The organism is Microbacterium sp. 1262 (assembly GCF_040544895.1).
Taxonomy (GTDB): Bacteria; Actinomycetota; Actinomycetes; order Actinomycetales; family Microbacteriaceae; genus Microbacterium; species Microbacterium plantarum.
On sequence record NZ_JBEPKU010000001.1, the window covers coordinates 1,631,692 to 1,648,289 of the forward strand.

At 70.5% G+C, this 16,598-nt stretch carries 19 protein-coding genes; 4 read left to right on the plus strand and 15 right to left on the minus strand.

Annotation, left to right across the window (positions count from 1 at the left end):
• Window positions 1-68 precede the first annotated feature (68 nt).
• The 4 genes from ABIC53_RS07805 to infC all read right to left on the minus strand — a co-directional run bounded on the left by ABIC53_RS07805 (window position 69) and on the right by infC (window position 2,256).
• Complete coding sequence (locus ABIC53_RS07805; RefSeq protein ID WP_114587965.1) at window positions 69-866, minus strand: TrmH family RNA methyltransferase; 798 nt, start codon at window positions 864-866, stop codon at window positions 69-71.
• A 78-nt stretch (window positions 867-944) separates the two neighbouring features.
• A complete protein-coding gene (gene rplT / locus ABIC53_RS07810) occupies window positions 945-1,325 on the minus strand; it encodes a 50S ribosomal protein L20 (protein WP_023951735.1) in 381 nt (126 codons plus the stop codon).
• Window positions 1,326-1,357: 32 nt separating this feature from the next.
• Window positions 1,358-1,552 carry a 50S ribosomal protein L35 gene (gene rpmI, locus ABIC53_RS07815; RefSeq protein ID WP_005048908.1) on the minus strand — a complete coding sequence of 65 codons (195 nt, stop codon included), beginning with the start codon at window positions 1,550-1,552 and terminating at the stop codon, window positions 1,358-1,360.
• A 44-nt stretch (window positions 1,553-1,596) separates the two neighbouring features.
• A complete protein-coding gene (gene infC / locus ABIC53_RS07820) occupies window positions 1,597-2,256 on the minus strand; it encodes a translation initiation factor IF-3 (RefSeq protein WP_240309666.1) in 660 nt (219 codons plus the stop codon).
• 227 nt (window positions 2,257-2,483) lie between these two features.
• Between infC and ABIC53_RS07825 the strand changes: the two genes are divergently transcribed.
• Entirely contained in the window at window positions 2,484-2,888 is a 405-nt protein-coding gene (locus tag ABIC53_RS07825; protein ID WP_023951737.1) for a DUF1844 domain-containing protein, read from the plus strand.
• 42 nt (window positions 2,889-2,930) lie between these two features.
• Here ABIC53_RS07825 and ABIC53_RS07830 read toward each other — a convergent pair whose 3' ends face one another.
• From ABIC53_RS07830 to ABIC53_RS07855, 6 genes are all read right to left on the minus strand, one after another.
• Window positions 2,931-3,713, minus strand: coding sequence for an SseB family protein (locus tag ABIC53_RS07830; protein WP_269266670.1), 783 nt, complete (start codon window positions 3,711-3,713; stop codon window positions 2,931-2,933).
• Window positions 3,697-4,443 carry a bifunctional 1-(5-phosphoribosyl)-5-((5-phosphoribosylamino)methylideneamino)imidazole-4-carboxamide isomerase/phosphoribosylanthranilate isomerase PriA gene (priA, locus tag ABIC53_RS07835; RefSeq protein ID WP_112613795.1) on the minus strand — a complete coding sequence of 249 codons (747 nt, stop codon included), beginning with the start codon at window positions 4,441-4,443 and terminating at the stop codon, window positions 3,697-3,699. Before priA ends, ABIC53_RS07830 begins: the two co-directional genes overlap by 17 nt.
• 58 nt (window positions 4,444-4,501) lie before the next feature.
• The gene (gene hisH, locus ABIC53_RS07840; protein ID WP_112613793.1) at window positions 4,502-5,164 is read right to left on the minus strand and encodes an imidazole glycerol phosphate synthase subunit HisH; all 663 of its coding nucleotides are present in this window, start codon (window positions 5,162-5,164) and stop codon (window positions 4,502-4,504) included.
• Window positions 5,161-5,766, minus strand: a complete 606-nt coding sequence (gene hisB, locus ABIC53_RS07845) for an imidazoleglycerol-phosphate dehydratase HisB (protein ID WP_114587968.1) — start codon at window positions 5,764-5,766, stop codon at window positions 5,161-5,163. The genes hisH and hisB overlap by 4 nt, the downstream gene beginning before the upstream one ends.
• Window positions 5,763-6,848 carry a histidinol-phosphate transaminase gene (locus ABIC53_RS07850; protein ID WP_112613789.1) on the minus strand — a complete coding sequence of 362 codons (1,086 nt, stop codon included), beginning with the start codon at window positions 6,846-6,848 and terminating at the stop codon, window positions 5,763-5,765. The genes hisB and ABIC53_RS07850 overlap by 4 nt, the downstream gene beginning before the upstream one ends.
• 71 nt (window positions 6,849-6,919) lie before the next feature.
• Window positions 6,920-7,279 (minus strand): LysM peptidoglycan-binding domain-containing protein, encoded by a 360-nt coding sequence (locus ABIC53_RS07855; protein ID WP_112613787.1) that lies wholly within the window; start codon window positions 7,277-7,279, stop codon window positions 6,920-6,922.
• 256 nt (window positions 7,280-7,535) lie between these two features.
• Between ABIC53_RS07855 and lexA the strand changes: the two genes are divergently transcribed.
• Window positions 7,536-8,201 carry a transcriptional repressor LexA gene (lexA, locus tag ABIC53_RS07860; RefSeq protein WP_112613785.1) on the plus strand — a complete coding sequence of 222 codons (666 nt, stop codon included), beginning with the start codon at window positions 7,536-7,538 and terminating at the stop codon, window positions 8,199-8,201.
• 101 nt (window positions 8,202-8,302) lie between these two features.
• Window positions 8,303-10,231, plus strand: a complete 1,929-nt coding sequence (locus tag ABIC53_RS07865) for a prolyl oligopeptidase family serine peptidase (protein WP_354450985.1) — start codon at window positions 8,303-8,305, stop codon at window positions 10,229-10,231.
• Between the two features lie 119 nt (window positions 10,232-10,350).
• Here ABIC53_RS07865 and hflX read toward each other — a convergent pair whose 3' ends face one another.
• On the minus strand, window positions 10,351-11,679 hold the full coding sequence (hflX, locus tag ABIC53_RS07870; RefSeq protein ID WP_378718968.1) for a GTPase HflX: 1,329 nt from the start codon (window positions 11,677-11,679) through the stop codon (window positions 10,351-10,353).
• 274 nt (window positions 11,680-11,953) lie between these two features.
• Between hflX and ABIC53_RS07875 the strand changes: the two genes are divergently transcribed.
• Window positions 11,954-12,595, plus strand: a complete 642-nt coding sequence (locus ABIC53_RS07875; RefSeq protein WP_354450988.1) for a class I SAM-dependent methyltransferase — start codon at window positions 11,954-11,956, stop codon at window positions 12,593-12,595.
• Window positions 12,596-12,627: 32 nt separating this feature from the next.
• Here ABIC53_RS07875 and dapF read toward each other — a convergent pair whose 3' ends face one another.
• From dapF to miaB, 4 genes are read right to left on the minus strand one after another with little or no spacing between them, the layout of a single operon-like run.
• Window positions 12,628-13,497, minus strand: a complete 870-nt coding sequence (dapF, locus tag ABIC53_RS07880) for a diaminopimelate epimerase (RefSeq protein WP_274177558.1) — start codon at window positions 13,495-13,497, stop codon at window positions 12,628-12,630.
• A gap of 9 nt (window positions 13,498-13,506) precedes the next feature.
• Window positions 13,507-13,965 (minus strand): GNAT family acetyltransferase, encoded by a 459-nt coding sequence (locus tag ABIC53_RS07885; RefSeq protein ID WP_282502295.1) that lies wholly within the window; start codon window positions 13,963-13,965, stop codon window positions 13,507-13,509.
• Window positions 13,962-14,966 carry a tRNA (adenosine(37)-N6)-dimethylallyltransferase MiaA gene (miaA, locus tag ABIC53_RS07890; RefSeq protein ID WP_354450990.1) on the minus strand — a complete coding sequence of 335 codons (1,005 nt, stop codon included), beginning with the start codon at window positions 14,964-14,966 and terminating at the stop codon, window positions 13,962-13,964. Before miaA ends, ABIC53_RS07885 begins: the two co-directional genes overlap by 4 nt.
• On the minus strand, window positions 14,963-16,513 hold the full coding sequence (gene miaB, locus ABIC53_RS07895) for a tRNA (N6-isopentenyl adenosine(37)-C2)-methylthiotransferase MiaB (RefSeq protein WP_354450992.1): 1,551 nt from the start codon (window positions 16,511-16,513) through the stop codon (window positions 14,963-14,965). The genes miaA and miaB overlap by 4 nt, the downstream gene beginning before the upstream one ends.
• Window positions 16,514-16,598: the final 85 nt, after the last annotated feature.

Here is a 16,598-nt window from a genome sequence, read left to right on the forward strand (position 1 = left end):
CGCACCGAGTCACCGATCTGTAACAGAATCGGAATACACGGCGCATCCGGCTGGCGTCGTCGACGGGTTCAGCCGGCGCGCTGGGCGAACGCGGTCTCGTAGAGGCACACGCTCGCGGCGGTCGCCAGGTTGAGCGACTCGGCGGCGCCGTAGATCGGCAGCCGCAGCGCGAGGTCGGCCTGGGCCAGGGCCTCGTCGGCCAGGCCGCGCGCCTCGTTGCCGAAGAGCCACGCCGTGGGCTCCGCGAGCGTCGCACGGTGGTCGAGGAACTCCTCGCCCTTGACGTCCGCGGCGACGACTCGCAGTCCCGCCTCGTGCGCCCGCGCCACGGCGGCGTCGAGCTCGACACCGAGCACGATCGGCAGGTGGAACAGCGACCCGGTGGTCGAGCGCACCACCTTGGGGTTGTAGGGATCGACGGTGCGACCCGTCAAGACGACGGCATCCGCACCGGCGGCATCCGCGGCTCGGATGATGGTGCCGAGGTTGCCGGGGTCGCGCACCTCTTCGCAGATCGCGACGAGGCGGGGACCGGCGGCGAAGATGTCACGCAGCGACGACGGCGACTGACGCGCGACGGCGACGATGCCCTGGGGCGTGACGGTGTCGGCCATCGCCTCGAGCACGGCCTCGCTCGCCGAGACGACGGCGACGCCGGCCTTCTCGGCATTCGCAGCCAGTTCGGGATGCCGCTCGATCGCGCCAGGTGTCGCGAAGACCTCGACCAGGGTGTCGGGACGGTACGCGAGCGCCTCCCGCGCGGCCTGCGGACCCTCGAGCAGGAACAGACCGGTCTCCTGACGCGCGCTGCGCTTGGTCAGCTTGGCGACGGCGCGAACGCGGGGCGAGCGGGGGTTCTCGAGCACGTTTTCAGCATACGGCGAAGGGGCGCCCTCCTCTCGGAGGACGCCCCTTCGTGCGGTGCGTGGAACGCGAAGACCCGATCAGGCCTTGGGAGCGTTGACGTCGGCGGGCAGCGCGCCCTTGGCCGTCGCCACGAGCGACGCGAAGACGGCGGGCTCGTTCACGGCGAGCTCGGCGAGCATACGACGGTCGACCTGCACACCCGCGAGGCCGAGGCCCTGGATGAAGCGGTTGTACGTGATGCCGTTCTGACGGGCAGCGGCGTTGATGCGCTGGATCCACAGACGGCGGAAGTCGCCCTTGCGCTTGCGACGGTCGCGGTACGCGTAGACGAGCGAGTGGGTGACCTGCTCCTTCGCCTTGCGGTACAGGCGCGAACGCTGTCCGCGGTAACCGGAGGCGCGCTCGAGGATGACGCGACGCTTCTTGTGGGCGTTTACTGCCCGCTTGACTCTAGCCATTTCGTTTGTTTCCTATTCGTGCGCAGCAGCGCTCAGATGCCGAGGAGCTTCTTGGCGACCTTCGCGTCGCCGGGAGCCAGGATCTTGTCGGCCGACAGGCGGCGCGTGCGCTTGGTGGGCTTGCCTTCGAAGTTGTGGCGGAGGTTCGCCTGCTGCTTCTTGATCTTTCCGCTGCCGGTGACCTTGAAGCGCTTCTTGGCACCCGAGTGGGTCTTCTGCTTCGGCATGTCTCTTCCTTCGTTGTGTTTCCCGCGAGGCGGGAGTCTGGGGGCTACTCCGCCGAGGCGGGAGCGGCGTCTTCGGTCGCGGGTGCGTCGCCGGAGCGGGCCTGGCGTGCTGCCTCCTTGTTGGCGGCACGCTGGGCGTTCTGCTCGGTCTTCACCTCGGACTTGTTCTTGTGCGGCGCGATGACCATCACCATGTTGCGGCCGTCGATCGTCGGGTTCGACTCGACGGTGCCGAGCTCGGCGACATCCTCGGCGAACTTGCGGAGCAGGCGCACACCCTGCTCGGGACGCGACTGCTCGCGACCGCGGAACAGGATCATCGCCTTCACCTTGTCGCCCGCCTGGAGGAAGCCCTCGGCGCGCTTGAGCTTGGTGATGTAGTCGTGCGCCTCGATCTTCAGGCGGAAACGGACCTCCTTGAGGACCGTGTTGGCCTGATTGCGGCGCGTTTCCTTGGCCTTCTGAGCCGCTTCGTACTTGAACTTGCCGTAGTCCATGATCTTGACCACGGGCGGCTTCGAGTTCGGGGCGACCTCGACGAGGTCGAGTTCGGCCTCCTGCGCCAGACGCAGGGCGACCTCGATACGGACGACGCCGACCTGCTCTCCAGCGGGGCCGACGAGGCGAACCTCGGGGACGCGGATGCGGTCGTTGGTGCGGGGATCGCTGATGTGCGGAACTCCTGTTCGTGCGGTGGTGGCCACCGGGACGCGAGGACGCGACCCGGGCGGAAGAGCATCGCATCCACCCCGCACGACGCGCGTGCGTCGGCATTCGTGTTCCGCACCCTGGCTACCCCGGCCGCGGTGAGACGGACGGAGCGGAGTGCATGACCCGGTAGCCTGGAACGGCAAGCGCGGGTGGGATGTGATCCTCTTTCGATCCGGAGTAGAACACTCCGGTGCCCGCACAGTCTAGCAGAGAGCGACACGTGGACACGAACCCCGCCGACAACAGCACTTTCACCGACGACGAGGCTCGTCGCCAGCGGTGGGAGGAGCAGGAGCGCGCGGCCTCGGCCGCGACCCGCGACATCGCCGACGTGCCGGCGGTCGAGGTCATCACCACCGCCGCCGTGCACCTCATGAGCGCCGCCGCCGTCAAGGTCGGGCTCGCCGACGACCCGGCCACCCAGCTCGACCTCGACGAGGCCCGCAAGCTCATCAACGCCCTCGCCGGGCTCATCACCGCCGGCGCTCCCGAGATCAGCGACATGCACGCGCGATCGCTGCGCGACGGCCTGCGCTCGCTGCAGCTCGCCTTCCGCGAGGCGTCGACGATCCCCGACCCGATCGGCAAGGGCCCCGGCGAGAAGTTCACCGGTCCCGTCAACTGACGAGCTCCCGGGCTCGAGCAGGGCTCGGGCCCGGGACCTCCGTCAGGAAGCGCGCACCAGCTTGACCGTCAGCGAGTCGACGAGCACCGCGATGCGGTCGTCGGCGGCCCACCGCGACGCCAGCCGCGACAGCACCGCGTCGAGCTCGGCGGCATCCAGCCCATCGATGAGATGAAGCCGGACGATCAGCTCGGGGCCGCGCATCCGGGCGTCGGGATCACCCGCCGCGACCGACAGGTCGAGCACCGCGAGCTCTCCCCCGATGCTGGCCTGGAGAGCGGTGAAGACCTCGGGCGAGGTGGGCGCCGGTTCCCAGGGCAGTCCCTGTCCGATCGCCCAGACGGCGGGGCGTCGCAGCACGAACTCGGTCTCGGAGCCCGGGTCGATCACGATCAGGTCGGTGTCATCGGACGCCGCCGCCATCGCCGTGCGCACCCCGTCGGCCGGAACCGGACGCGCGACGGCATCCCACCGCGCGAGTGCGGCCACCGACGTGAAGACCGGCAGAACGCGCCGACCGTCAGGAGCCGCGACCGTGACGATCGACAGCTCCTGGGTCTTGTCGACACGCAGCCCCGTCGGCCCGACCCCTTCGTCGCCCTTCTCGGGCACGAGCGGGATCAGCAGCCGCGCCGCGCGATACGCCTCGACGACCGCGACGGCGTCACCGGTCCCCGCGCGGAAGGCTTCGAGCGCCGCGAGCAGCGCGGGATCGGCCGAGCCGTCGTCACCGGCGTGAGGGTTCGACTCGAAGCTGCGCCCCTCCCAGGGAACGCCCGCCGAGTCGGCGGCGTGGCCGCAGCCGTCGTCAGTCTCCGGCGACATCCAGCGCCTCAGCCAGCGTGAACGCGCCGGCGTAGAGAGCCTTGCCGACGATCGCACCCTCGACGCCCAGCGGCACGAGCTCGCGCAGCGCGGCGATGTCGTCGAGGCTCGAGATACCGCCCGATGCGACCACGGGCTTGGGTGTGCGCGAGGTGATCTCGCGCAGCAGCTCGAGGTTCGGGCCCTGGAGCGTGCCGTCCTTCGTCACGTCGGTGACGACGTATCGGCTGCAGCCGGCGTCTTCGAGACGCTCGAGGACGTCCCACAGGTCGCCGCCGTCGCGGGTCCAGCCCCGGGCGGCGAGCGTCGTGCCGCGGACATCGAGTCCGACCGCGATCGCGTCGCCGTAGCGGCCGATGACATCGGCGGCCCACTCGGGGTTCTCGAGCGCGGCAGTGCCCAGGTTGATGCGCGTCGCACCGCTCTCGAGCGCGGCCTCGAGCGTCGCATCGTCGCGGATGCCGCCCGACAGCTCGATCTGCACACCCTTGACCTGCTTGATGACCTTGCGGAGCACGGCGGTGTTGTTGCCCCGGCCGAAGGCCGCGTCGAGGTCGACGAGATGGATCCACTGCGCACCCTGCTTGGCCCAGGCGAGCGCCGCGTCGACGGGGTCGCCGTAGGTCGTCTCGCTGCCGGCCTCGCCCTGGGTCAGGCGCACGGCCTTCCCGTCGGCGACGTCGACGGCGGGCAGGAGGATCAGTTCGGGGGTGGACGCGAAGTCGTTCATCACATTCCAGGGGTGGGTCGGGATGCACGCTCGTCCACGCGAGCGCACCAGAGGGAGACTAGTGGCGCGGCAGGGCGCCGATCCAATTGGCGAGGAGACGGATGCCGGCGGCCCCCGACTTCTCAGGGTGGAACTGCGTCGCCGAGAGCGGCCCGTTCTCGACGGCCGCGAGGAAGGGCGCGCCGTAGTCGCACCAGGTCAGCACGGGCTCGGCGAAGGGCTTCATGACCTCGAGGCTCCAGTCCTGGGCACCGTACGAGTGCACGAAGTAGAAGCGCTCGTCCTCCAGACCGTCGAACAGCGTCGACCCTGCGCCCGCGCGCACGGTGTTCCACCCCATGTGGGGCAGCACCGGGGCCTGCAGCTCGGTGACGGTGCCCGGCCACTGCCCGAGGCCCTCGGTGTCATCGCCGCGCTCGACGCCGTTGCCGAACATGATCTGCATGCCGACGCAGATGCCCAGCACCGGGCGCCCCCCGGCCAGGCGCCGCTCGATGATCTCGTCGCCGCGGCTCTCGCGCAGGGCGGCCATGACCGCACTGAACGCACCGACGCCGGGAACCAGAAGACCGTCCGCATCGCGGATGAGACCACGATCGGACGTCAGTCGGGCGTCCGCACCCGCGGCGGAGAGGGCCTTGACGGCCGAGTGGATGTTGCCCGAGCCATAATCGAGGACGGCGACGAGCGGCGCGCGTCCGGTCGTGTCACCCTCGGTCATAGGGCGCCCTTCGTGCTGGGGATGCCGTGCACGAGCGGATCGAGCGCCTTGGCCTGCCGGAAGGCACGGGCGAAGGCCTTGTACTCCGCCTCGGCGATGTGGTGCGGGTCGCGTCCGCCGAGCACGCGGACGTGCATCGTCAGGCCCGCGTTGAACGCGATCGCCTCGAACGTGTGCCGCACGAGCGACCCCGTGAAGTGCCCGCCGATGAGGTGGTACTCGTATCCCTCGGGCTCTCCCGTGTGCACGAGGTAGGGACGCCCGGAGATGTCGACGACAGCCTGCGCGAGCGCCTCGTCGAGGGGCACGAGCGCATCGCCGTAGCGGGATATGCCCGACTTGTCGCCCAGCGCAGAGCGCAGCGCCTGCCCGAGCACGATCGCCACATCCTCGACCGTGTGGTGCGCGTCGATGTGCGTGTCGCCCGTCGCGCGTACAGTCAGGTCGGTGAGCGAGTGCTTCGCGAACGCCGTCAGCAGATGATCGAAGAACGGCACGGTCGTCTCGATCGTGCTGATCCCGGTCCCGTCGAGGTCGAGCTCGAGTTCGACACTCGACTCGCTCGTGGCACGACGGATGCTGGCCGTTCGGGGGCTGGTCATGCCTCCGAGTCTATCGACGCCAGTGCTTCGAGGAACGCGGTCGTCTCGTCTTCCGTACCGGCACTGACGCGCAGGCTGTGCGGGATGCCGACGTCGCGGACGAGGATGCCGCGATCGTAGAGCGCCTGCCAGGTGGCGCGCGGGTCGTCGACCCCGTCGAACAGGACGAAGTTCGTCCAGCTCTCGTAGGCGTGGTACCCGAGGGCATCGAGCGTCGCCGACATCCGATCGCGCTGCGCGACGATCTCGTCCACCATCCGGAGCATCGTCGACGAGTGCGACAGCGCGGCTGTCGCGGCCGCCTGCGTGAGGGCGCTGAGGTGGTACGGCAGGCGGACGAGACGCAGAGCGTCGATGAGGGTCGCGTCGGCGGCGAGATAGCCGACGCGCGCACCGGCGAAGGCGAACGCCTTGCTCATCGTGCGCGAGACGACCAGGCGCTCCCGCTCGCCGAGCAGCGTCAGCGCGGAGGGGCTCTCGCGCGGCGCGAACTCCTGATAGGCCTCGTCGACGATCACGATTCCGTCGGTGGCGTCGTACACCGCCTCGATGACGTCGAGACCGAGCGGCGTGCCGGTCGGGTTGTTGGGCGCGCAGAGGAAGACGACGTCGGGGCGCAGTTCGGAGACTTGTGCCGCGGCGGAGGCCGGGTCGAGCGTGAAGTCGGGGCCGCGCGTGCCCGCGACGTACTGCGCGCCGGTGGCTCGCGTCAGCAGCGGGTACATCGAGTACGTGGGGCCGAAGCCCATGGCGGTACGCCCCGGGCCGCCGAAGGCCTGGAGCAGGTGCTGCAGCACCTCGTTCGATCCGTTCGCGGCCCAGATGCGATCGGGGGTGAGGCCGTGACCGAGGTACTCGGCGAAGGACTCGCGGAGGTGCGTGAACTCGCGGTCGGGATAGCGGTTGACGTCGCGCAGGGCACGGGCGACGGCATCCAGGATGTCGTCTGCGACCTCTTCGGGAACGGGATGCGTGTTCTCGTTGACGTTCAGCGCGACCGGAAGCGGCGCCTGCGGGGCGCCGTACGGGGTGAGGCCTCGCAGATCGTCTCTGAGGGGCAGATCATCCAGACTCGGGCTCATCCCACCCATGCTAGGCCGCGTCCGAGTCCGGCGTGGCCGCACCCCAGCTTCTGCGCCGAAGACGGCGGGCTTCAGCTCGCGGCGTCGTACTCGGCGGGGATGGCGAGTGTCTGGCCTGCCTCGAGCTGACCAGAGCCGAGGGCGTTCAGCCGGATGATGGCGTCGACAACGTCACGGGGGTCGGCGGCCGGCGCCACCTCTTCAGCGATCGACCAGAGCGATTCGCCCGACATGACGGTCACCGTCGTGAACGACCCCTCGGGCGCGCCCGCCTCGTTGGACGCGAGTGCTCCCCCGCCGGAGAGCACGGCAGCGGTGACGGCGACGACGGCGGGAAGCGCGGCGATCGCTGCGATGACGCGGCGTCCACGGCGCGTCAGGCGCAGACGGGTGCGGGGGGCCGGTGCGAAGCGGGCATCGATCGTGGTCATGACATCTCCTCGGGAGCGGTAGGAAGATTCGCTCCCGCCTCTCGGCCGGGAGAGACGGGTGCGAACTTCGGTTCCGAACGTATCTTCGATATTGTGTGGTGTCAACCACCCACCGAAATCGGAGACCGATCGAAGAGACACGCGGAGCGTTCCGTGATGTCGCTGTCGGATCGGGCTACCTTTTCGACAGCGAGAGCCCACCACGAACCTCCGACATCGGGTCGGGGACGGGGCGCGACGACAGGAGACCGGCGGTATGAGCGAGAAGCCGCAGACGCGACGACGCAAGAATCTGAGCGATAAGCAGCTCGCGATCCTCGAGGTGATCCAGCACGCGATCGCCCGCAACGGCTACCCGCCGAGCATGCGCGAGATCGGCGACGCCGTCGGCCTCAAGTCGCTGTCGAGCGTCACCCACCAGCTGAACCAGCTCGAGCTGAGCGGATACCTCCGCCGCGACCCCGGCAAGACCCGCGCGATGGAGGTCCTCATCGACCTCCCCGGCACGGCCGGCGAGAACCCCGCCGACGCCGCGCCCGCCCTCGGCGACGCCGCCCTCGTGCCGCTCGTGGGCCGCATCGCGGCGGGCGTCCCGATCACCGCCGACCAGCAGGTCGAGGAGATCTTCCCCCTGCCGCGTCAGCTCGTCGGCAAGGGCGAGCTGTTCATGCTCAAGGTCGTCGGCGACTCCATGATCGACGCCGCCATCTGCGACGGCGACTGGGTCGTCGTGCGGGCACAGGCGACCGCCGACAACGGCGAGATCGTCGCGGCCATGCTCGACGGCGAGGCCACCGTCAAGACGCTCCGTCAGCGCGACGGCCACACCTGGCTCCTCCCCCGCAACTCGGCGTTCGAGCCGATCCTCGGCGATGACGCCACCATCCTCGGCAAGGTCGTCGCCGTCCTCCGCACGGTCTGACCTCGCCGCACCGACGGAACTGCGGGAGGGGATGCCGCGACTCGGCGGCATCCCCTCCCGTCGTCCGGCACGACCCGGATCCGCTCGCGTAGCGTGGCGGTATGTCGCAGCAGCAACTCCCGTACGGTTCTTGGCCCTCCCCCCTGACCGCCTCGTGGGCCAGCGCGTCCTCGTTGCGCCTCGACGGCGCGCGCTTCGTCGGGGATGAGATCTGGTGGGGCGAATCCCTTCCCGATGAGGCCGGTCGCGTCGCCGTCATGCGCCGCCGCCGCGACGATTCTGTGGAGGTCGTCCTCCCCGCGCCCGGGAACGCGCGATCGCGTGTGCACGAGTATGGCGGCGGCGCCTGGACGGCGTCCGACGACGGCGAGCTGTTCTTCGTCGACAAGTCGGACCAGCGCATTCGACGCCTCCGCCCGGGCGGCGAGCCCGAGGCGCTCACCCCAGAGGAGAGCGGCACCCACTACGGCGGTCTCCGCTGGCAGCACGGCGCGCTTCTCGCGGTGCGCGAGCGCGAGCACCCGGGGCGCACTCCCGAACGACACATCGTGCGGATCGACGGCGCGAGCAGCGATGAGAACGCCGCGAGCGGCGACGAAGCGGGAGTGACGGAGCTCGCCGGGGGCAGCGACTTCGTGGCTCAGCCGGCACTGTCACCCGACGGATCACAGCTCGCGTGGGTGGCGTGGGATCACCCGGACATGCCCTGGGACCGCACCCGCATCCGTGTCATCGAGCTCGACGCCCCGGATCGTGTCCGCGAGGTGGCCGGCGGCAGCACGGCCGCGCTGCAGCCGGAATGGGCATCGGACGGCCAGCTGTTGCTGCTCGACGAGCCGAGGGGGCGCTGGAACCTCCATCGCGTCGACCCCGCGACCGGCGCGGCACCCGTCGCGGTCTCCCCCGCCGACGCCGACACGGGTGGAGGCCTATGGGTCCTCGGCACCCGGTGGTACGCGCCGCTCGACGACGGCCGCGTCGTGGCCGTCCGCACGCACGGCTCGGACCAGCTCGTGATCGTCGACCGCGACGGCGGCGCGATCCCGCTCCCCTTCCCCGCCACCGCTCGACTGCAGATCGAGGACGTCCGCGGCAGCCGCGCCCTCGTGAGCGGCGCCATGCCCGGGGCGAGCGGGCTCTGGCTGGTCGATCTCGACAGCGGCGAGACGACAGCGGTGCGCGGCGGTACCCCCGATATCGACGAGGCATGGATCCCCCATGCCCGTCAGATCACCACCGAGGGTCCCCACGGCCCGGTGCACGCCTTCGCCTATCCGCCGACGAACCCCGATGTCACGGCGCCGACCGACGAGCTGCCGCCGTACCTCGTCTGGGTGCACGGCGGGCCGACGTCGCACGTGGGCGGCACCGCCGACGCCAAGGCGGCCTACTTCACCAGCCGAGGCATCGGCGTGCTCGACGTGAACTACGGCGGGTCGACCGGGTACGGCCGGTCGTACCGTGAACGGCTGAAGGGCCAGTGGGGCGTCGTCGACGTCGATGATGTCGCGGCGGCGGCACGCGGCCTCGCCGCCGACGGACTCGCCGATGCGTCACGGCTCGCGATCGAGGGCGGGTCGGCCGGTGGCTGGACCGTGTTGGCGGCGCTCGTCGGCACGGACGTGTTCGGCGCGGGCGTCTCGCGCTACGGCGTCGGCGATGCCCGCGCCCTCGCGGCCGAGACCCACGACTTCGAGGCGCGCTACCTCGACGGCCTGATCGGTCCCCTTCCCGAAGCGGAGCACGTGTACATCGAGCGCTCGCCGCTGAGCCACGCCGAGGGGTTCCGCGTGCCGCTGCTGCTTCTCCAGGGCGACGAGGACGCGGTCGTGCCGCCGGCGCAGGCCGAGGCCATCCGCGACGCACTCGTCGCGCAGGGCGTGCCCCACGCCTATGTCCTGTACGCGGGCGAGGGGCACGGGTTCCGACGGACCGAGACGATCGTGAACGCTCTGGAGAGCGAGCTGGCGTTCCTCGGTCAGGTGTTCGGTTTCGACACGCCCGGCGTCGCGCCGATCGAGCTCGACTGAGCCCGGCGACCGCCTGGCGCTGATACGCCTGTCAGGCCGGCGGTGCTGTTGAGGCCTTCCGCATCCGCGGCGGGCTCACCAGCACCGCCGAGCCTGCAGGTGTATCGCCGACCGCGGGCTCAGACGGCGTAGGGCGCGAGCTCAGCCGCGAGACGCTCGGAGACGTGCGCGTGCACGGCCGTGCCGTCCTCCTCGTGCGAGGTGGCGACGATGTGGCCGCTCTCGTGCACGGCCGAGATCAGGTCGCCACGGTCGTACGGCACGAGAGCGCGCACCTCCACCGCCGGCAGCGGCAGCGCATCCTCGATCGCGGCGCGCAACTCGTCGATGCCCTCACCCGTGCGCGACGACACGAAGTGGGCCGTCGGCTCGAGCCCGCGCAGCAGCAGCCGCGCATCGTCGTCGACGAGGTCGGCCTTGTTGAAGACGACGAGCTCGCGGGTGGCGCGAGCGCCCACGTCGCCCATCACGTCGCGGACGGTCGCGAGCTGCGCGGCGGGGTCGGGATGCGAGCCGTCGACGACGTGGACGATGACGTCCGCGCCCGAGACCTCCTCGAGCGTGGACCGGAACGCCTCGACGAGCTGGTGCGGGAGATTGCGGACGAAGCCGACGGTGTCGGTGAGCGTGAACACGCGCCCGTCGGCGGCCTCGGCCCGACGCACCGTGGCATCCAGCGTCGCGAACAGAGCGTTCTCGACCAGGACACCCGCGCTCGTCAGCCGGTTCAGCAGACTCGACTTGCCGGCGTTGGTGTAACCGGCGATCGCCACCGAGGGGATCGTGTTGCGCCGACGCTCGGCGCGCTTCGCCTCGCGCGACGGCGCGAACTCGCGGATCTGCTTGCGCAGCTGCGCCATGCGGGTGCGGATGCGGCGCCGATCGAGCTCGATCTTCGTCTCACCGGGACCGCGCGAGCCCATGCCCGCACCGCCCGCGCCGACCTGGCCACCGGCCTGGCGGCTCATCGACTCGCCCCATCCGCGCAGACGCGGCAGGAGGTACTCGAGCTGTGCGAGCTCGACCTGGGCCTTGCCCTCACGACTCTTGGCGTGCTGGCTGAAGATGTCGAGGATGACCGTGGTGCGGTCGATGACCTTGACCTTCGCGACATCCTCCAGGGCGCGCCGCTGGCTCGGTGCCAGCTCGGTGTCGGCGATCACGGTGTCGGCACCGACGGCGGCGACGAGGTCGCGCAGCTCGGCTGCCTTGCCGCGTCCGATGTAGGTGGCGGGGTCAGGATGCGGTCGCCGCTGCAGAACGCCGTCGAGCACGACCGCACCGGCGGTCTCGGCCAGGGCCGCGAGCTCGCGCAGCGAGTTCTCCGCGTCCTCGTGCGACCCCTGGGGATACACGCCGACGAGCACGACGTTCTCGAGTCGCAGCTGTCGGTACTCGACCTCGGTGACGTCCTCGAGCTCTGTGGACAGACCGGGGACACGGCGCAGCGCCGCGCGCTCCTCGCGATCCCACTGGTCGCCGTCGGTGTCTCCGTACGACACCGTCGACTCATCCTGCAGCGCCTGCGCGCCGCCGAAGACGCGGATCGACGAGCGCGTCTCCGCGCTCGCGAGCACGCGATCGACCGGGTCCACCGCGATGTCGCCGTCGCCGTCGGGGGTGGTGATATGCGTCATAACTCTCTTCCCGGGATGCCCGTGCCCGGGCATCCGTGAATTCTAGTCTCCCGCCGGTACGTCCGGCTCCGATACGCTCGGATGCATGGGGAGCGATCATTACTTCAGCGCGTCCCCGTCCAGCGAACAGAACCTCCGCCGTATCCGCGTGACCCTCGCGGGTCACGCCGTCGAGGTCACGACCGCGGGCGGGGTGTTCAGCCCTGACCACGTGGATTCGGGTACAGGGGTTCTTCTGGCCAATACTCCCCCGGCACCGTCCGGTGGGGATTTCCTCGACCTCGGCTGCGGCTGGGGGCCGATCTCGCTGTCGCTGGCTCTGGAGTCGCCTCACGCCACGGTGTGGGCCGTCGATGTCAACGAACGGGCCCTCGACCTGGTGCGACGCAACGCCGCTGATCTGGGACTCAGTAACATCAACGCCGTCCTGCCCGACGATGTTCCCGACGACGTCGTATTCCGGACCATCCGCTCCAACCCGCCGATCCGCGTGGGCAAGAACGAGCTCCACGGGATGCTGCAGCGCTGGATACCCCGTCTGGCTGAACGCAGCGACGCGTGGCTCGTCGTGCAGCGCAACCTCGGTTCGGATTCCCTCCAGCGCTGGCTGGCCGCGACGTTCGACGACGGCTACGGCGTCTCGCGCGCCGCGACCGGACGCGGATTCCGCGTGCTTCGGGTGCGCCGGCACGGCACTCCCCCGACGGGCGCGATCGAACTGCCCTGACCACGAGCCGTCCGGAAACCGCGGCGCTCGGATCAGTCGGCGAGGGTGACCTGCCCCGAGAAGACCAGCGTCGCGGGGCCCGAGAGCAGCACGTGCTCGCCATCGGCCTGCCGCACGATGCGCACGCCCAGCGTTCCGCCCGGCACGTCGACGGTCCAGCGGTCGGGTGCCGCAGCCCCGGCCCAGTGACGCACGGCCAGAGCGGATGCCGCGACCCCGGTGCCGCACGACAGGGTCTCTCCCACGCCGCGCTCGTGGACGCGCATCCGGATGGCCCCGACACCGTTCTGAACGAGCGGCTCGGCCGGAACGACGAACTCGACGTTCGCGCCGGCGGACGGACGAGGCTCGAGGGTGGGCTGTACCGTCAGGTCGAGGCCCTCGAGTTCATCCTCCCCGGCGAGCGCCACGACGACGTGGGGGTTGCCGACGTCGATCCCCTGCCCGGGGCGGGCGACGCCGAGCCCGCGTGCGCGGACGAGAACGTCGCCGTCTTCGGCCCGCCAGGTTCCGAGGTCGACCTCGAAGCCGTTGTCGACCCGGGTGATCGTCTTCACTCCGGCACGCGTGCCGATGCGGAGGCCGGCATCGATCGAGGCGAGGCCGGCGTCGGCGAGGTAGCGCGCGAAGACCCGCGTTCCGTTGCCGCACATCTCGGCCTTCGAGCCGTCGGCGTTGCGGTAGTCCATGAACCACTCAGCGCCGGCGGCAGCGGCATCCGCCCCCTCGGGGATCGCGGCCGAGCGGACGACTCGCAGCAGCCCGTCGGCGCCGATGCCGACATGGCGATCGCAGAGCGCTGCGATCTGCGCGTCGCTCAGGTCGAGGTCGCCGTCCGGGTCGGCCAGGATCACGAAGTCGTTGCCGGTGCCGTGCCCCTTGGTGAACGCGAGAGTCGCCATGAGCCCAGCTTAGGCGGGGCCGCCCGGGCCATCGACGACGAGGCGCTTGCCCGCGGACCACACGGTGAACGGCTCGTAGCCGAGCTCGTCGTAGAAGCCGCGCACCGCCTCGTTCTCAGGCCGCACCATGAGCTGCACCTTCGGACACCCCATGGCCTCGAGCAGGCGCTCGGACTCGGTGACGAGCAGGCGCCCGATGCCGAGCCCCCGGTGAGACCGAGCCGAGGCGAGGTAGTAGAGCCAGCCGCGGTGTCCGTCGTAGCCGGCCATCACGGTGCCGACGACGGCTTCAGCCGTCCCGTCGACAGGCTGATCGACGGCCACGAGGAAGAGTTCGGGCTGCAGGGTGAGTTTCCGCCTGATGTCGGCACGCGGGTCGTTCCAGGGACGGGTGAGACCGGCCTCGTGCCAGAGCCGGATGACGGCTTCTTCATCGGCGAGCGCGAATGCGCGCACGGTGATGCTCACTGTTCCTCCCGTTCCGACCGGGGCACTGCCTCGCCCGGTCCGGCCACCGCCCCGATGAGGGACGCCGCGTCGACCTCGCGGGCGTCGACCCACCGCACGTTGTCATAGCGCTTGAACCACGAGACCTGCCGGCGCGCATAACGCCGCGTGAGGGCCTGCGTCTCGGCGATGGCCTCGTCCTCGCTCAGGTCGCCGCGCAGCTGCGCGAGTGCCTGCGCGTAGCCGATCGCCCGGCCCGCCGTCACACCGCGTTCGAGGCCCTGCCGTCGCAGCGCCTCGACCTCGTCGAGCAGCCCGGCAGCCCACATCCGTTCCACACGCACGTCGAGCAACGGGACGAGCTCGTCGCGCGGTACCGCCGTGCCGATGATCCGCGTCCGCGGCATCCAGAGCACCGGCGCCTCGGGCAGGGCTCCGCCATGCGTCTGTCCACCCGATGCCAGCACCTCGAGCGCGCGCACGATGCGGCGGCCGTTCCGCGGGTCGATGCGATCGGCCGCCTCCGGGTCGGCCGCGCGCAGGCGCGCGAACAGATGTCCGGCACCGTGTCGCTCGAGTTCGTCCTCGAGAATCGCGCGCAGCCCCTCGTCGCGCGGCGGGAAGCGGAAGTCGAACAGGACGCTCGACGCATACAGCCCGGAACCGCCGACGAGGATCGCGTCGGCTCCGCGGCCGTGGATCGCCGAGATGGCGCGACGCGCGACTTCCTGGTACCACGCGACCGCGGCCTCCTCGGTGACGGCGAGCGCATCGAAGAGGTGGTGCGGGATGCCGCGGCGCTCGGTCTCGGGGAGCTTCGCCGTCCCGATGTCCATGCCGCGGTACAGCTGCATCGCGTCGACGTTGACGACCTCGGCCGGGCGGCCGCGTGCGGCGAGCGCTGCGGCGAGGTCGAGGGAGAGACCCGTTTTGCCGGTGCCCGTCGCCCCGACGACGGCCCACAGGATCGGCGCTCCGGCAGCCTCGCTGCCACCGGCGCCCGGGCCCGAAGCTGTCGTCACACGCCGACGCGCAGGGACGGCAGCCCCAGCGAGACGGAGCGCGGACCGCCATCCGACGAGGCCGGAGCCGGCACGCCGCACGACTCGGCCAGCGAACGGTCCCACGCGTCGCCGGCTCGGGTACGGCGGACGCGCAGCGGCGAGCCGTCCGTGCTGTCGGCCAGCAGGTGGAAGGGGGCTGCGTGCGTCACCGTCACCGTCACGACATCCCCCGGTCGCGGGGTATCGGAGCCCTCCGGCACCTCGAAGTGCACGAGGCGGTTGTCTTCTGCGCGCCCCGTGAGCCGGTGCGTCTCGGCGCCCTTCTTGCCTTCGGCCGACGAGACCAGCACCTGGACCTCACGGCCGAGCTGCTTCTGGTTCTCCTCGAGCGCGATGCGGTCCTGCAGCGCGACGAGGCGCTCGTAGCGCTCCTGCACGACGGCCTTGGGCACCTGGTCGGGCATCGTCGCGGCGGGTGTGCCCTCGCGGATCGAGTACTGGAAGGTGAATGCGCTCGCGAACCGGGACTGCTCGACCACCCGCAGGGTGTCTTCGAAATCGGCGTCGGTCTCGCCGGGGAACCCGACGATGATGTCGGTCGAGATCGCCGCGTGCGGGATGCGCTCGCGCACGCGGTCGAGGATCCCCAGGAATCTCGAGCTGCGGTACGACCGGCGCATCGCCTTCAGGATGCTGTCGGAGCCCGATTGCAGCGGCATGTGCAGCTGCGGCATGACTGCCGGCGTCTCGGCCATGGCGTCGATGACGTCGTCGGTGAACGCCGCCGGATGCGGACTCGTGAAACGGATGCGCTCGAGGCCGGGGATCTCCCCCGCTGCGCGCAGGAGCTTGCCGAACGCCTGTCGGTCGCCGAACTCGACACCGTAGCTGTTCACGTTCTGGCCGAGGAGGGTGACCTCGATCGCCCCGTCGTCGACCAGCAGACGGATCTCGTTCAGGATGTCGCCGGGACGGCGGTCCTTCTCCTTGCCGCGCAGGTGCGGCACGATGCAGAACGTGCACGTGTTGTTGCAGCCGACCGAGATCGACACCCAGCCGCTGCAGACCGAGTCGCGCTTCGTCGGGAGAGTCGAGGGGAAGGTCTCGAGCGATTCGAGGATCTCGAGCTCGGCCTCGCCGTTGTGCCGCGCTCGCTCGAGCAGGCCCGGGAGGGCCCCCATGTTGTGCGTCCCGAAGACGACGTCGACCCACGGCGCCTTCTGCTGGACGGCCGCCTGGTCCATCTGCGCGAGGCATCCGCCGACGGCGATCTGCATACCGTCGTGCTTGTCTTTGCGCGATTTCAGATGCCCGAGGGTGCCGTAGAGCTTGCCGGCCGCGTTGTCGCGCACCGCGCAGGTGTTGATGACGATGACGTCGGCCTCGGTGCCGGGATCAGCCGGGAGGTATCCGGCGCTCTCGAGCGAACCCGACAGGCGCTCGGAGTCGTGGACGTTCATCTGGCAGCCGAAGGTGCGCACCTCGTACGTGCGCGGGCGGCCGTCGGCGGTGCGCGCCGCGAGCGACGGCGCGATGAGGGTGGGTGCGCTCGAGGGAGTCGACATGATTCCCTCATTCTACGAGCGGCTGCCCGAAGTCCCGCCGATTCACCTGTCCGCGCTCGTCCGCCCCGGGACCATCTGCACACCG

Coding starts and splice junctions, on each gene's coding strand:
- priA (WP_112613795.1), bottom strand. CDS start 4,443: ATGAACGACTTCGCGTCCACCCCCGAACTGATCCTCCTGCCCGCCGTC.
- ABIC53_RS07865 (WP_354450985.1), top strand. CDS start 8,303: ATGTCGCAGCAGCAACTCCCGTACGGTTCTTGGCCCTCCCCCCTGACC.
- hisB (WP_114587968.1), bottom strand. CDS start 5,766: ATGACCAGCCCCCGAACGGCCAGCATCCGTCGTGCCACGAGCGAGTCG.
- rplT (WP_023951735.1), bottom strand. CDS start 1,325: ATGGCTAGAGTCAAGCGGGCAGTAAACGCCCACAAGAAGCGTCGCGTC.
- ABIC53_RS07855 (WP_112613787.1), bottom strand. CDS start 7,279: ATGACCACGATCGATGCCCGCTTCGCACCGGCCCCCCGCACCCGTCTG.
- lexA (WP_112613785.1), top strand. CDS start 7,536: ATGAGCGAGAAGCCGCAGACGCGACGACGCAAGAATCTGAGCGATAAG.
- rpmI (WP_005048908.1), bottom strand. CDS start 1,552: ATGCCGAAGCAGAAGACCCACTCGGGTGCCAAGAAGCGCTTCAAGGTC.
- dapF (WP_274177558.1), bottom strand. CDS start 13,497: ATGGCGACTCTCGCGTTCACCAAGGGGCACGGCACCGGCAACGACTTC.
- ABIC53_RS07830 (WP_269266670.1), bottom strand. CDS start 3,713: ATGTCGCCGGAGACTGACGACGGCTGCGGCCACGCCGCCGACTCGGCG.
- ABIC53_RS07875 (WP_354450988.1), top strand. CDS start 11,954: ATGGGGAGCGATCATTACTTCAGCGCGTCCCCGTCCAGCGAACAGAAC.
- ABIC53_RS07850 (WP_112613789.1), bottom strand. CDS start 6,848: ATGAGCCCGAGTCTGGATGATCTGCCCCTCAGAGACGATCTGCGAGGC.
- miaB (WP_354450992.1), bottom strand. CDS start 16,513: ATGTCGACTCCCTCGAGCGCACCCACCCTCATCGCGCCGTCGCTCGCG.
- hisH (WP_112613793.1), bottom strand. CDS start 5,164: ATGACCGAGGGTGACACGACCGGACGCGCGCCGCTCGTCGCCGTCCTC.